Consider the following 16,783-nt stretch of genomic DNA (forward strand, 5'->3'; position numbering starts at 1 on the left):
GGGCCGCCCGCCATGGCGATTCGTCCCAGGTGCCTCATTCATCTAGGGAAACCCGCAGTCCAGCTGAAGCAGGATGGGCTCTGAGAATGGGTCAGACGTGAGTGTCGGCAGTCTGCTCCCCATGTCCGGCCTAGCACCGAGGGGTTGACATTCCGATGTCGAACGAGGAGAAGCTCCGCGAGTACCTGAAGCGCGCGATCACCGACCTCCACGACACCCGTCAGCAGTTGGGGGAGGCGGAGCGGCGGGAACACGAGCCCGTCGCGATCGTGGCCATGGCGTGCCGCTATCCCGGTGGTGTCCGGTCCCCGGAGGCGCTGTGGGAGCTGGTCAGCGACGGCGTCGACGCGATCTCGGGCTTCCCCACGAACCGCGGCTGGGACCTGGACGGTCTCTACGACCCCGACCCGGCCCACCAGGGGACGTCGTACTCCCGTGAGGGCGGCTTCCTCCACGACGCGGGCGAGTTCGACGCGGGCTTCTTCCGGATCTCGCCGCGCGAGGCGCTGGCGATGGACCCCCAGCAGCGGCTGCTGCTGGAGACCGCGTGGGAGGCCGTCGAGCGGGGCGGTATCGATCCCCGCTCACTGGCGGGGAGCCGCACCGGTGTGTTCGTCGGCACCGGCCACGGCGGGTACGACACGGGAGCCCACGGCTCCGGCGGACCGGACGGAGAGGTCGCCGGGCATCTCCTCACCGGTAACGCCATCAGCGTCGCCTCCGGCCGTATCTCCTACACCCTCGGTCTCGAAGGCCCCGCCGTGACCGTCGACACGGCCTGCTCGTCGTCGCTGGTCGCCCTCCACATGGCGGCCCATTCGCTGCGGCGCGGCGAGTGCTCGCTCGCCCTGGTCGGCGGCGCGACCGTCATGTCCACCCCGCAGATGTTCGTCGAGTTCTCCCGGCAGCGCGGGCTGGCGGCCGACGGCCGCTGCAAGCCCTTCGCGGCCGCGGCCGACGGCACCGGCTGGAGCGAGGGCGTCGGCCTGCTGCTCGTCGAACGCCTCTCGGACGCGCGCCGCAACGGCCACCCCGTCCTGGCCGTGGTGCGCGGCTCCGCCGTCAACCAGGACGGCGCGTCGAACGGCCTCACGGCCCCGAACGGCCCCTCCCAGCAGCGGGTGATCCGCCAGGCCCTCGCCTCCGCCGGGATCTCCGCCGCCGAGGTCGACGTGGTGGAGGCCCACGGCACGGGCACCACGCTCGGTGACCCGATCGAGGCCGCCGCCCTGCTCGCCACCTACGGACAGGACCGCCCGGCGGACCGCCCCGTACGCCTCGGCTCCATCAAGTCGAACATCGGACACACCCAGGCCGCCGCCGGTGTCGCCGGTGTGATGAACATGGTCCTCGCGATGCGGCACGGGACCCTGCCCGGAACGCTGCACCTCGACGAGCCCACCGCGCACGTCGACTGGACCGCCGGTCACGCCAAGCTGCTGACCGAGGCGGAGCCCTGGCCCGACGGTGACCACCCGCGCCGGGCCGCCGTCTCCTCGTTCGGTGTCAGCGGCACCAACGCGCACGTGATCCTGGAGCAGGCCCCGACGGAGGACGCCGGCTCCGAAGGCGCCGACGAACCCGCCCCGGAGAACGCTCCGGCCGTGTCCGTACCGGAGCGGACCGTACTGCCCCTGCTGCTCTCGGCACGGACCCGCGAGGCGCTCACCGCCCAGGCGGCCCGGCTCGCGCGGCGCCTGCGCACCCGGCCCGACCTCACGCCCCGGGACGTCGCCCTCTCCCTCGCCGTGACCAGGACCGCCCTGGAACACCGCACCGTCGTCGTCGCCGGCGCGGGGGACCGCGACGGGCTCATCGACGCCCTCGACGCGGTGGCCGAGGGCCGCGCGGCCGACGGTCCGTACGCCGAGGCCACCACCTCGTCCACCGCCTTCCTCTTCACCGGCCAGGGCTCCCAGCGCGTCGGCATGGGCCGCGAACTGCACCGCGCGCACCCCGTCTTCGCCGCCGCGTTCGACGCGGTGTGCGCACAGCTGGACACCCGTCTCGACCGGTCCGTACGGGACATCGTCTTCGCCGAGCCGGGCTCGGCCGACGCGGCGCTCCTGGACCGTACGGTCTACACGCAGGCGGCGCTCTTCGCCGTCGAGGTCGCCCTGTTCCGGCTGGTCGAATCCTGGGGCGTCATCCCTCAGTTCGTCGCCGGTCACTCCATCGGTGAACTGTCGGCCGCCCATGTGGCCGGTGTGTTCTCGCTGGAGGACGCCGCCCGGCTGGTCGCCGCGCGCGGCGAGTTGATGCAGGCGCTGCCCGAGGGCGGCGCGATGGTGGCCGTCGAGGCCACCGAGGAGGAGGTCCTCGGCTCCCTCGCCGCCGTCCAGGACCGGGCCGCCCTCGCGGCCGTCAACGGACCCGACTCCGTCGTCGTCTCCGGTGACGAGGAAGCCGTCGCCGCCGTCGCCGCCGAGTGGGAGGGCCGGGGACGCCGCGTCAAGCGGTTGCGGGTGAGCCACGCCTTCCATTCGCCCCGGATGGACGCCATGCTCGACGCGTTCGGGACCGTGGCCGAGAGCGTCCGGTTCCACGCGCCGCGCATCCCGCTGGTCTCCACCCTGACCGGCGCGCTCGCCGACGCGGACGAGCTGTGCTCGCCCGCCTACTGGGTACGCCAGGTCCGCGGCACCGTCCGCTTCCACGACGCCGTGCGCGCGCTCGAAGCCGCCGGCGCCGGGACCTTCGTGGAGATCGGCCCCGCCGGTGTCCTCACCCCGATGGTGCGGGACTCCCTCGTCACCGCCGAACGCGCCGCCGCCGTCGCGCTGCTGCGCGCGGACCGGCCCGAGGAGCGGGCGCTCGCCGAAGGCGTCGGCGCCGCGTTCGCGCACGGCGCCCCGGTGGACTGGACCGCCTACTTCGCGGGCCTCGGCGCACACCGCGTCGAGCTGCCCACCTACGCCTTCCAGCGGGCGTGGTACTGGCTCGGCGCGGGCGCGGACGCCGAGGCGGACCCGGCCGTCACCGACCCCTCCGAGGCGGGGTTCTGGGAGGCCGTCGAACGGGAGGACCTCCAGGAGCTGTCCACCGTCCTGTGCATCGACGGTGACGAGGCCGAGGCGCTCCTCAGCGGCCTGCTGCCCACCCTCTCGTCCTGGCGCAGGCAGCGCAGGACCCGCGCCGCCGCCGACGGCTGGAGCTACCGCTCCCACTGGACGCCGCTGACCGGTTCCGGGGGCCGGGCCGCCGCCGGACGCTGGCTCGTCGTCCTCCCGGACGACGCCGCCCCCGAGACGTCGAGGAGGACCGGCGCACTCGTCGAGACCCTGGTCCAACACGGCCTGCGCGCCGAGCCGTTGATCTGGACCGACGACACGGCCGGCCCGGCCGCGCTGGCCGCCGCCCTCGCCGGCGCGGCCGCCGGCGAGCCGCTCGCCGGAGTGCTCTCCCTCCTCGCCCTCGACGAGCGCCCCCACCCGGACGCCCCCGCCGTCCCGCGCGCGCTCACCGCCACCACGGCGCTGCTGCGCGCCCTGGCCGCTTCCGGCACCCGGGCCCGTCTGTGGAACGCCACCGGCGGCGCCGTATCCGTCGACCCGCGCGACCCGCTCACCAGCCCCGTACAGGCCCAGATCTGGGGCCTGGGCCGGACCGCCGCGCTGGAGTACCCGGACACCTGGGGCGGCCTGGTCGATCTCCCGCCGACCGCCGACGCACGCACCGCCACCGCGCTCCTCGGCGTCCTCGGCGACGCCACCGAGGACCAGACCGCGATCCGCCCGACGGGCACCCACGCCCACCGGCTCGGCCGCGTCGCGCCCGACAGCGGCCCGTCGGACCCCGCACCCGTCCACGGCACGGTCCTCGTCACCGGCGGTACGGGCGCCCTCGGCGCCCATGTCGCGCGCTGGCTGGCAGAGGCCGGCGCCACACACCTCCTGCTGACCGGCCGACGCGGCGAACACGCCCCAGGGGCGCGCGAGCTGGCGGCCGAACTGACGGCCCTGGGCACCCGGGTCACCATCGCCGCCTGCGACGTCGCCGACCGGCAGGCCCTCGCGGACCTCCTCGCAGCCGTTCCCGCCGACGCCCCCCTGACCGGGGTCGTGCACGCCGCGGGGATACTCGACGACGGAGTGCTCGACGCCCTCACCCCCGAGCGCTTCGCCTCCGTACTCCTGCCCAAGGCCACCGCAGCGCTCCACCTCCACGAGCTGACCCGCGACCTCGACCTGGCGATGTTCGTCCTGTTCTCCTCCGTCGTCGGCGTGCTCGGCAACGCGGGCCAGGCCAACTACGCCGCGGCCAACGCCTACCTGGACGCCCTCGCCGAGCACCGCGCCCAGCAGGGCCTGCCCGCCACCGCCGTCGCCTGGGGCCCCTGGGCCGACAGCGGCATGGCCACCGGCGGCGGCACACTCGCCGGCCGGATGAGCCGGGACGGCCTCACCCCCATGGACCCGCCCGCCGCGATCACCGCGCTGCGCGCCGCCGTCGGCCGGGGCCGCCCGCACACGACCGTCGCCGACATCTCCTGGGAGGCGTACGCCGCGGCCCTCGCCGCCGTCCGCCCCAGCCCGCTGATCGCCGACCTCCCCGAAGTACGCCGCGTCCGTGACACCGCGTCCGCCGTCACGGGCGGACCGGGGGACTCCGGGCTGCGCGCACGGATCGCCGGACTGCCGGCCGCCGAACGCGACCACGTCCTCGTCCAGCTCGTCCGCGAAGAGGTGGCCAAGGTCCTCGGCCACGCCTCCCCGGCCGGGATCGACGCGCACCGTGCCTTCCGCGACCTCGGCTTCGACTCGCTGACCGCCGTCGAACTGCGCAACCGCCTCACCGCCGTCACCGGGGTCCGGCTGCCCGCCACCCTGCTCTTCGACCACCCGACGGCCGCCGCGGTCGCCGAGCAGCTGCGCACCGAGGTGCTCGGCCCGCTCGACACCGCCGACGTGGCGAGCGGCCCGGCCGCCGCCGACGAACCCATCGCCATCATCGGCATGGCGTGCCGCTTCCCCGGCGGCGTGAACACCCCCGAGGAGTTCTGGCGCCTGCTGGCCGACGGGGCGGACGGCATCACACCGTTCCCCGCCGACCGCGGCTGGGACCTCGACCGGCTCTACCACCCCGACCCCGACCACCAGGGCACCAGCTACGCCCGTGAGGGCGGCTTCCTCTCCGACGTGTCCGGTTTCGACGCCGCGTTCTTCGGGATCTCCCCGCGCGAGGCGCTCGCGATGGACCCCCAGCAGCGACTGCTGCTGGAGACGGCCTGGGAGACGCTGGAGCACGCCGGGATCGACCCCGAAACCCTGCGCGGCAGCAGTACCGGCGTCTTCGCCGGGACCAACTCGCAGGACTACCAGAGCACACTGGACGGCTCCCGCGAGGAGGCCGCGGGGCACCTGCTCACCGGCAACGCGATGAGTGTGGTCTCCGGTCGCGTCGCCTACACCTACGGCTTCGAGGGTCCGGCGGTGACGGTGGACACGGCGTGTTCCTCGTCGCTGGTGGCGTTGCATCTCGCGGCGCAGTCGCTGCGTTCGGGCGAGTGCTCGCTCGCCCTGGCCGGCGGTGTCACCGTCATGTCCACCCCCTACTCGTTCGTCGAGTTCTCCCGCCAGCGCGGGCTGGCGGCCGACGGCCGCTGCAAGCCCTTCGCCGAAGCGGCCGACGGCACCGGCTGGAGCGAAGGCGCCGGTCTGTTGCTGGTGGAGCGGTTGTCGGATGCGCGGCGTCGTGGTCATCGGGTGTTGGCGGTGGTGCGGGGTTCGGCGGTGAATCAGGATGGTGCGTCGAATGGGTTGAGTGCGCCGAACGGTCCGGCGCAGCAGCGGGTGATTCGTCAGGCGTTGGCGAGTGCGGGTGTGTCTGCCGCCGAGGTGGATGTGGTGGAGGCGCATGGTACGGGGACGCGGTTGGGTGATCCGATCGAGGCGCAGGCGCTGCTGGCGACGTACGGTCAGGCTCGTTCTGCCGATATGCCGTTGCTGTTGGGTTCGGTGAAGTCGAACATCGGTCATACGCAGGCTGCCGCGGGTGTGGCGGGTGTGATGAAGATGGTGTTGGCGATGGGCCGTGGTGTGTTGCCGAAGAGTCTGCACATCGGTGAGCCGAGTCCGCATGTGGAGTGGGATTCGGGTGCGGTGCGGCTGCTGGAGGATTCGGTGGCGTGGCCGGAGACCGGGCGTCCGCGTCGGGCCGGTGTCTCCTCCTTCGGCATCAGCGGCACCAACGCCCACCTCATCCTCGAAGCGGTACCCGACCCGGTACCGGCGCCCCCGGCGCCGCAGTCGGCCCGCCCCTCGGCCCCCGCCCCCTGGCTGCTCTCCGCCGGGACGCGGAGCGGAGTACGGGACCAGGCCCGCCGGCTGGCGGCGGCCGTCCGCGCCGCCGATCCGCACTCCGCCCCCTCTGACCTCGACATCGCGTACTCCCTCGCGACCGGCCGCGCCACCCTGCACCACCGTGCCGCCGTGGCCGCACCCGACCGCGACTCCCTGCTCGCCGGACTCGACGCGCTCGCCGAGGGCCAGCCCTCCCCGTACGCCCACGGGGGCGTCCGCGACGGCGACCGCGGCGTCGTCTTCGTCTTCCCCGGCCAGGGCTCCCAGTGGGCCGGCATGGCCCGGGAACTCCTGGAGACCTCACCGGCCTTCGCCGGACGCCTCGGCGAGTGCGCCGCCGCGCTCTCCCCGTACGTCGACTGGTCGCTCACCGACGTCCTGCGCGGTGCGCCCGACGCGCCGTCGCTCGACCGTGTGGACGTCGTACAGCCCGCGCTCTTCGCCGTGATGGTGTCGCTGGCCGCGCTGTGGCGTGACAGCGGTGTCGAACCCGCCGCCGTACTGGGACACTCCCAGGGCGAGATCGCCGCCGCCTGCGTGGCCGGCGCGCTCTCCCTCGACGACGCCGCCCGTGTCGTCGCCCTGCGCAGCCAGGCCATCGCCCGGACCCTGTCCGGCCACGGCGGCATGGTCTCCGTCGCCGCGCCCGCCACACTCGTACGCGAACGCGTCCGGGCCTGGGAGGACCAGATCTCGGTCGCCGCAGTCAACGGTCCCCATTCCGTGGTGCTCTCGGGGGACCCGTCCGCACTCGACGCGTTCCTCGCCGACTGCGAGCGGGACGGCGTCAGGGCCCGGCGCATCCCCGTCGACTACGCGTCGCACTCCGCGCACGTCGAGGCCATCCACGAGGAACTCCTCACCGTGCTCGCCGACGTGCGGCCCCGCCCGGCGGCCATCCCCTTCCACTCCACCGTGGCGGGCGAACCGGCCGGCGCCCCCGTACTCGACGCCGCCTACTGGTACCGGAACCTGCGCGGCACCGTCGCGTTCGAGGACACCACCCGGGACCTGCTGGACGCCGGATACCGGGTGTTCCTGGAGATCAGCGCGCACCCCGTGGTCACCGCGGGCATCCAGGAGACCGCGCAGGAGAACGGTGTCACCGCCGCCGCCTCCGGAACACTGCGCCGCGACCACGGCGGCCCCGAGCGCTTCCACGCCGCGCTCGCCGAGGCATGGGCCCAGGGAGCGCCCGTCGACTGGGACACCTTCTTCGACGGCGCCGGCGCGCGTACCGTCCAACTGCCCACCTACGCCTTCCAGCACGAGCGGTACTGGCCCCGGGTCGTCGCGACGCCCGGCGACATGGCCGCCGCCGGACTCGCCCCGCTCGACCACCCGCTGCTGGGCGCCTCCCTGGAACTCGCGCGCGGCGGTGGGCTGGTGGTGACCGCCCGCTGGTCCCTCCGCAGCCATCCGTGGCTCGCCGACCACCGGGTCTCCCACACCGTCGTGGTGCCCGGCGCGGCCCTCGTCGAAGCCGTCATCAGGGCGGGCGACGAACTCGGCTGCGGACGCCTCGACGAACTGACCCTGCACGCCCCCGTCGTTCTCACCGAGCGCGGCGAGGTCCAGGTGCAGATCGTCGTCGGCGACACCGAGGAATCGGGGCACCGGCCGGTCTCCGTCCACACCCGCCTCCTGGAACCCGCCACCGGCACCGCCGAGGACAGCTGGACCGAGCGGGCCACCGGCTCCCTCACCCCCACCGCCGACAGCCCCGACACCGCGCGCGAGGAGCTGAGCGACTGGCCGCCGCGCGGAGCGGAGCCCGTCGCCGTCGACGGCTTCTACTCCGAACTGACCGAGCGGGGCTACGGCTACGGGCCCGCCTTCCAGGGCGTCACCGCCGCCTGGCGGCGCGGCGACGAGGTGTTCGCCGAGGTCGAACTCCCCGAAGGGGCCCGCGCGGACGCCGCCCGCTTCGGCCTGCACCCGGCCCTGCTGGACGCAGCCCTGCACGGCGCCGGACTCGGCCCCCTCAGCCACGACGGCGGCCGGCCCGGCATGCCGTTCTCCTGGGCAGGCGTCTCCCTGCACGCGACCGGCGCCACCTCCCTGCGCGTACGGCTCGCCCCCGCCGGTCAGGACGCCGTCACCGTGACCATGGCCGACGGCACCGGCCGGCCGGTCGCCACCGTCGACCGGCTGACCGTGCGCCCCGTCGCCGACTCCCTCCTCGACGGCGCCTCGCCCGTCGCCCGCGACGCGCTCTTCCACCTCGACTGGACCGAACGGCCCGGCACCGCGCCCGGAACGGCGGGCTCCGCGTGGACCCTCCTCGGCGAGGGCGCCGGGACGACGGTCACCGGCGCGCTCGCCGAGGGCGGCGCGACCGTCCAGGAGCGCGCCGACCTGGCCGCCGTGGTCGCGGAGGCCGCCGACGGGCCCGTGCCCGACGTGGTCCTGGCCCTCCTGTCAGGCGGGCCGGACGTGGCGGACACGCTGGACAGCGCCCTGGAACTGGTGCGGACCTGGCTCGCCGAGGACCGCCTCGCCGACAGCCGGCTCGTCGTGGTGACGAGCGGGGCCGTCGCCACCCACCCCGGAGAGGACATCCGCGACCTCGCGGCCGCCTCCGCATGGGGACTGTTCCGCTCCGCGCAGTCCGAGAACCCCGGCCGCATCGTGATGGCCGACATCGACGCCCACGCCGACTCCTGGCGGCTCCTGCCCGGCCTGACCGAAGCGGACGAGCCGCAACTCGCCCTCCGCCAGGGCGCCGTGTACGTGCCACGGCTGACCCGCGCCCACAGCCACGAGCCGCTCGCCGTCCCCGGCGGGGCGGAGCCGTGGCGGCTGGACATCCCCGAGAAGGGCACGGTCGACCACCTGGCCCTCGTCCCCTGCCCCGAGGCCGCACAGCCCCTGGAACCGGGACAGGTACGGATCGCCGTCCGCGCCGCCGGGCTGAACTTCCGCGACGTCCTCAACGCGCTCGGCATGTACCCCGGCGGGGCACGGCACCTCGGTTCCGAGGCGGCCGGAGTCGTCGTCGAGACCGGCCCCGGCGTGACCTCCCCGGCCGTCGGCGACCGGGTGATGGGCATGGTGCCGGGCGGCTTCGGCCCCCTCGCCGTGGTCGACCACCGGGTTCTGGCGCCCGTTCCTAAGGGCTTCTCGTTCGAGCAGGCCGCCTCCATCCCCGTCGTGTTCCTGACCGCCTACTACGCGCTGCGCGACCTCGCCGGGCTCCGGGCGGGGGAGACCGTCCTCGTCCACGCGGCGGCCGGCGGCGTCGGCATGGCAGCCACCCAGCTCGCCCGCCACTGGGGCGCCGAGGTCCTCGGCACCGCCAGCACGTACAAGCGAGAGCTGCTGCGCCGCGACGGCTGGTCCGACGACCGGCTCGCCTCCTCCCGCGACCTCGGCTTCGAGGAGCGTTTCCACGGCGCCGGTGACGGCGGCCGGGGCGTCGACGTGGTCCTCAACTCCCTCGCCGGTGAGTTCGTGGACGCCTCCCTGCGGCTGCTCGCCCCCGGCGGGCGGCTGATCGAGATGGGCAAGACCGACATCCGCGACGCGGACGAGGTCGCCAGGGACCACGACGGAGCCCGCTACCGGGCCTTCGATCTGGTCGAGGCCGGACCCGAGCGCATCCACGCGATGCTCACCGAACTCGTCGCGCTCTTCGAATCGGGCGCCCTGCGCCCGCTCCCGGTCACCTCCTGGGACGTCCAGCACGCCCGCGAGGCGTTCCGCTTCGTCTCCGAGGCCCGCCACGTGGGCAAGGTCGTCCTCACCGTCCCGCGCGCCTGGGACCCGCGGGGCACCGTACTCATCACCGGCGGCACCGGCGAGCTGGGCGGCCTGCTGGCCCGCCACCTCGTCACCACGCACGGAACGCGTCATCTGCTGCTGACCGCGCGCCGCGGCCTCGACGCCCCCGGCGCGCGGGACCTCCAGGACGAACTGACGGCCCTGGGCGCCCGGGTCACCGTCGCCGCCTGCGACATCACCGACCGCGATGCGGTCGCCGCCCTGCTCGCCGCCGTACCCGGGGAACATCCGCTGACAGCGGTGGTGCACGCCGCCGGGGTGCTCGACGACGGGGTCATCGCCTCCCTCACCCCCGAGCGGCTGCGCACCGTCCTGCGCCCGAAGGCCGACGGGGCCCGCCACCTGCACGAGCTGACCGCCCCCCTCGACCTCGCCGGATTCGTCCTCTTCTCCTCGGCCGCCGGTGTGTTCGGGTCGCCGGGCCAGGGGAACTACGCCGCGGCCAACGCCTACCTCGACGCGCTCGCCCAGCACCGCCGTGTGCGGGGCATGCCCACCACCTCCCTCGCGTGGGGACTGTGGGAGCAGGCCAGCGGGATGACCCGCCACCTCGACGAGGCCGACCGCGCGCGCTCGGCGCAGTCCGGGGCGCTGACCCTGGCCACGGCCGACGGGCTGGTCCTCTTCGACGCGGCCCTCGCGGCGCGCCGCGCCCTGCTCGTGCCCGTCCGGCTGGACGGCGGCGTCCTGCGGGCCCGCCCGGCCGCCGAACTCCCGGTCCTGCTGCGCGGGCTCTTCCGGCCCACCGCGGCCCGGCGTTCCGCGGACGCCGCCCGCCGGCCCTCCGGCGGCGACGACCTGCGCGGACGGCTGGCCACCCTCACACCCGCCGACCGCAGGTCCGCGCTGCACGACCTGGTAGCGGGCTGCGTGGCCGCCGTACTCGGACACACCGACCCCGAACTCGTGAACGCCGAGAAGGCGTTCCGCGACCTCGGCTTCAACTCCCTCACCTCGGTCGAACTCCGCAACCGGCTCAACACCGCCACCGGGCTGCGGCTGCCCGCCACTCTGGCCTTCGACCACCCGACCTCGGCCGAGCTGGTCGAGTTCCTCTCCGCCGAACTCGTCACCGACGACACCGTCGAGGACGGCACCGGCACGGACGACGACACGCCCCCGACCGTCACCATCACGGCCGGGTCCGACGAGCCCATCGCGATCGTCGGCATGGCCTGCCGGCTGCCCGGCGGTGTCCGCTCCCCGAACGACCTGTGGGAGATGCTCGCCGCGGGCACCGACGCCATCGGCCCCTTCCCCACCGACCGGGGCTGGGACCTCGACGCGGTGTACGGACCGACGGCGGACGACCCCACCGCGTCCCACGCCCGCGAGGGCGGCTTCCTCTACGAGGCCCCCGAGTTCGACGCCGACTTCTTCGGGGTCAGCCCGCGCGAGGCGCTGGCGATGGACCCGCAGCAGCGGCTGCTGCTGGAGACCGCGTGGGAGGCGTTCGAGCGGGCGGGCATCGACCCCCGGTCGGCCCGCGGCAGCAGGACCGGAGTCTTCGCCGGACTGGCGTCGAGCGACTATCTGTCCCGCGTCTCCGAGGTGCCGGAGGAACTCGCCGGCTACGTGAACAACGGCAACGCGATGAGTGTGGTCTCCGGTCGCGTCGCCTACGCCCTCGGCCTGGAGGGTCCGGCGGTGACGGTGGACACGGCGTGTTCCTCGTCGCTGGTGGCGTTGCATCTCGCGGCGCAGTCGCTGCGTTCGGGCGAGTGCTCGCTCGCGCTGGCCGGCGGGGTCACCGTCATGTCGTCCCCCCGGCTCTTCACCGACTTCTCCCGGCAGCGCGGACTCGCCGGCGACGGCCGCTGCAAGCCCTTCGCCGCCACGGCCGACGGCACCGGATTCTCCGAGGGTGTGGGGCTGCTGTTGGTGGAGCGGTTGTCGGATGCGCGGCGTCGTGGTCATCGGGTGTTGGCGGTGGTGCGGGGTTCGGCGGTGAATCAGGATGGTGCGTCGAATGGGTTGAGTGCGCCGAACGGTCCGGCGCAGCAGCGGGTGATTCGTCAGGCGTTGGCGAGTGCGGGTGTGTCTGCCGCCGAGGTGGATGTGGTGGAGGCGCATGGTACGGGGACGCGGTTGGGTGATCCGATCGAGGCGCAGGCGCTGCTGGCGACGTACGGTCAGGCTCGTTCTGCCGATATGCCGTTGCTGTTGGGTTCGGTGAAGTCGAACATCGGTCATACGCAGGCTGCCGCGGGTGTGGCGGGTGTGATGAAGATGGTGTTGGCGATGAGCCACGGTGTGTTGCCGAAGAGTCTGCACATCGGTGAGCCGAGTCCGCATGTGGAGTGGGATTCGGGTGCGGTGCGGCTGCTGGAGGATTCGGTGGCGTGGCCGGAGACCGGGCGTCCGCGTCGGGCCGGTGTCTCCTCCTTCGGCATCAGCGGCACCAACGCCCACCTCATCCTCGAACAGGACACCGCCCCGTCGGACCACACCGGTCCCGCCGCTCCGGAGCCCATCACCGAGCCCGCCACCGAGCCCGCCGCCCCAGGGACGGCCGTACCCTGGCTCGTTTCGGCCCGCACCGGTAACGCCCTGCGCGGCCAGGCACGGGCGCTGCTCGGCCACCTGACGGACCAGCCCTCCGCCACTCTCCTCGACACCGCCCACGCGCTGGCCGGACAACGCGCCACGCTGGAACGGCGCGCGGTCGTGATCGGCGCGGACCGTGAAGAGATCGCCGAGCGGCTCCGGGCGCTGGCGGAGAACCGGCCCACCGCGGGCGCGGTGGTCGGCGGCTTCACCAGCGGCAGGGAACGCAAGGTCGTCCTGGTCTTCCCCGGCCAGGGCTCCCAGTGGGCCGGCATGGGCACCGAACTCCTCGACACGTCACCGGTGTTCGCCGACCGCATCGCCGCCTGCGAGGCGGCGCTCTCCCCGTACGTCGACTGGTCGCTGCGCGAGGTACTGCGAGGCGCCGAAGGAGCGCCGGGACTCGACCGGGTCGACGTGGCCCAGCCCGCCCTGTGGGCGATGATGGTCTCGCTCGCCGAGGTCTGGCAGTCGCACGGCGTGCGGCCCGCCGCCGTACTGGGACACTCCCAGGGCGAGATCGCCGCCGCCTGCGTGGCCGGCGCGCTCACCCTCGACGACGCCGCCCGCATCGTGGCGCTGCGCAGCAGGGCCATCGGCGGAGAACTGTCCGGACACGGCTCCATGGCCTCCGTGACGGCCCCGCGCGACGAAGTCCTCGCCCGTATCGGCGACCGGACCGACCTGGTGTCGGTCGCCGCGGTCAACGGCCCCTCCAGCGTCGTCGTCTCCGGCGACACCGCGGCCCTGGACGACCTCGTCGCCACCTGCGTGCGGGACGGGATCCGGGCCAAGCGGATCCCCGTCGACTACGCCTCGCACTCGGCGCACGTCGAGCGGCTCCGCGACACACTCCTGGCGGAACTCGGCGGGATCGAACCCGGCGAGGGCGGGATCCCGTTCCTCTCCACCGTGACCTGCGAATGGACCGCGCCGCACCTCCTGGACGCGGAGTACTGGTACGAGAACCTGCGCCGCACCGTACGACTGGAGGAGGCCCTGCGCACCCTCCTCGACCAGGGCCACGACGTCTTCGTGGAGGTCAGCCCGCACCCCGTGCTGACCATGGGACTGGAGGACACGGTCGCTGACGCCGAGGCGGACGCCGTGGTCCTCGGCTCGCTGCGCCGTGACGACGGCGGCCGGGAGCGGCTGCTGACCTCGCTGGCCGAGGCCCACGTGCACGGTGTCGCCGTCGACTGGAGCGACACCGTCGCGGGCGGCCGCCCGGTCGATCTGCCCACGTACGCCTTCCAGCGCGAGCGCTACTGGCTGGAGTCCGTCGACCGCGTGGACCCGGCGGGACTGGACGCGGCGGTCACCCTCGCCAACGACGGCGGGACGGTGCTGACCGGTACGGTCGGCCGCCACACCCACCCATGGCTCACCGACCACCAGATCCTCGGCACCACCGTCGTCCCGGCCACCGTCCTCCTCGAATGGGCGATCCGCGCCGGAGAAGCGGTCGGCTGCGCCGCCGTCGACCACCTCGTCGAGGACGTTCCGCTGACCCTGCCGGACGAGGGCGCCGTCGCCGTACAGGTGGCCCTCGGCGCGGCCGACGCTGCGGGCCTGCGCCCGCTGACCGTCCACGCCCGCGCCGAAGCCGCCGACCCGGACGCCCCATGGACCCGGCACGCCACCGGCGCGCTCACCGAGGCCCCGGCCCGCCCGGCCGGAGAGACGGCCGACGTCGAGCCTCCGGCCGACGCGCTGGCCGTCGAGACGCAGTCGCTCTACGAGCGCCTCGCCGACCACGGCTTCGCGCACGGACCAGCCTTCCGCACGATCCGCACACTCCGGCGGCGCCCGGCGGACCACGCGGAACTCTTCGTGGAGAGCGCCCTCACGGACGCCGCACCCGGCACCACCGCACCCGGCACCACCGCGGCCGGGTTCCGGCTCGCTCCCGCGCTGCTCCAGACGGCACTGACCCTCGCGGCCGGCGAGGAGACACCGCTGCTGCCCTCCGCCTGGCACGGGGTCACCGTGCACGCCACCGGCGCCACCGCCCTGCGCGCCCGGATCACACCGACCGGCGATTCCACGTTCTCCGTCGCTGCCGTGGACGGAGCGGGCCGGCCCGTCGCCACCATCGACTCCGTCACCCTGCGCCCCGCGTCCGCCGCGCGCCTCGGCACCGTCTCCCACGACGCGCTCTTCCAGGTCGACTGGACGCCGTGGACCCCGCCGACCGGCACCGCACCCGCACCGGACGAGGCGTACGCCCTGCTCGGCGCCGCCCAGGAACTCGCCCCCGCCTTCGAGGAGACCGGCGCGCCCGTCCGCGTGTTCGCCGACCTCACGGCCCTGGCAGCGGCCCTGGAGGCCGGTGAGCCCGTCCCCGGGACCGTCGTCCTCCGGCTGACCGGCCCCCGGGCCGGCCGCATGACGGCCGCCGCCGCCCACACGGCAGTGACCGACATGCTGACGACCACTCAGGCCTGGCTGCGCGAGCCCCGGTTCGCCCTCTCCCGGCTGGTCCTCGTCACCGAGGGCGCCGTCGGCACCACCCACGACGACCCGGTGACGGCGCTCGCCGACGCCGGCGTGTGGGGGCTGACGCGCTCCGCCCAGGCCGAGCACCCGGACCGCTTCCTGCTCGTCGACCTCGACGGCGACGCACGCTCCGAGCGGGCCCTCCCGGCCGCGGTGTCCGCGGCGTTCGCCGCCACCGAAACACAACTCGCTGTGCGTGCCGGTACGGTGACGGTCCCGCGGCTGCGTCGCGCACTCCCCGCCGACCGGCCCGCCGACGCCCCCGTACGGCAGTGGGACCCGACCGGCACGGGCACCGTGCTCATCACCGGCGGCACCGGAACACTCGGCGGACTCGTCGCCCGCCACCTCGTCACCCGGCACGGCGTCCGCCGCCTCGTACTGACCGGCCGGCGCGGACCGGCCGCGCCCGGCGCGGAATCGCTGCGCGACGAACTGATGGAATCCGGGGCCGAGGTCGAGATCGTCGCCTGCGACGCCGCCGACCGGGATCAACTCGCCGCCGTGCTGGACAAGATCCCGCTGGACCGTCCGCTCAGCGCGGTCGTCCACGCGGCCGGCGTCCTGGAGGACGGCCTGCTCGAAGGACTCACCACCGAACAGGTGGACCGGGTCATGCGGCCGAAGACCGACGCCGCCTGGAACCTCCACGAGCTGACCCGCGACGCGAAGCTGTCCGCCTTCGTCCTCTTCTCCTCCTTCGCCGGAGTCGCCGGCGGCCCGGCGCAGGCCAACTACGCCGCCGCCAACGTCTTCCTGGACGCCCTCGCCCAGCACCGCCGGGCCCAGGGCCTCGCCGCCACCTCCCTCGCCTGGGGATTCTGGGCCGAGGCCAGCGAACTCACCGGCACCCTCGGCCAGGCCGACCTGGAACGCTTCGCACGCTCCGGCATGCTGCCGATCGCGTCGGACCAGGGACTCGGACTGCTCGACGCGTCGGCGGACCTCGACAGCCCGCTCCTGGTGCCCGTCCGTCTCGACCTGCGCGCCCTCGCCCGGTCCGGAGACTTCCCGCCACTGCTGCGGGCCCTCGTACGGACATCTCCGCGCCACGCGTCCGACCCGGCCGCCGCCGGACCCGAGCCCCGCGAAGAGGGCCTCGCCGCACAGCTGTCCGGGCTCAGCACGGCCAGGCAGGAGGCAATCCTGCTCCACCTGGTCGCCGGTCAGGTCGCCACGGTCCTCGGCCACGGCTCGGCCGAAGCGGTCGACGCCGAACGCGGCCTCCTCGACCTGGGCATGACCTCACTCACCGCCGTGGAACTGCGCAACCGGCTCAACACCGAGACCGGTCTGCGCCTGCCCACCACCACGATCTTCGACCACCCCACCCCGATCGGCCTGGTGCGCCACCTGCGCGCCCTGCTGACCGAGGGGGAGGAACAGTCCGAGGACGCGGCGACCGCGCCGGCCTTCGCCGGGCTCGACGCCCTCGAAACCGCCCTGGCGGAAGGCGAACTGGACGCGGCCGCTCGCGCCCGGATCGTCAAGCGCCTCCAAGCATTGCAGTGGAAGCTCGACGCCGCCGGCGAGGACGCACGGACGGAGGACGGCGACGATCCCGCCGACCTCTCCGCCGTCTCCTCCGACGACGAAATGTTCGAAATGATCAACAAAGAACTCGGCCTGGCCTGACAGCCCAGTCGGTCCAC

General features: G+C 74.3%; 1 protein-coding gene. It reads left to right on the forward strand.

Features of this window, described 5'->3' with window-relative positions; all coding sequences use genetic code 11:
• The first annotated feature begins 155 nt into the window (after nucleotides 1-155).
• Nucleotides 156-16,766 (forward strand): type I polyketide synthase, encoded by a 16,611-nt coding sequence (locus OG627_RS33765; RefSeq protein ID WP_329071719.1) that lies wholly within the window; start codon nucleotides 156-158, stop codon nucleotides 16,764-16,766.
• Nucleotides 16,767-16,783 lie beyond the last annotated feature (17 nt).

This window comes from Streptomyces sp. NBC_01429 (genome assembly GCF_036231945.1).
Lineage (GTDB): Bacteria > Actinomycetota > Actinomycetes > Streptomycetales > Streptomycetaceae > Streptomyces.

Bases quoted from the DNA above. Each gene is read 5' to 3' on its own strand.
- OG627_RS33765 (WP_329071719.1), top strand. From the start codon at position 156: ATGTCGAACGAGGAGAAGCTCCGCGAGTACCTGAAGCGCGCGATCACC.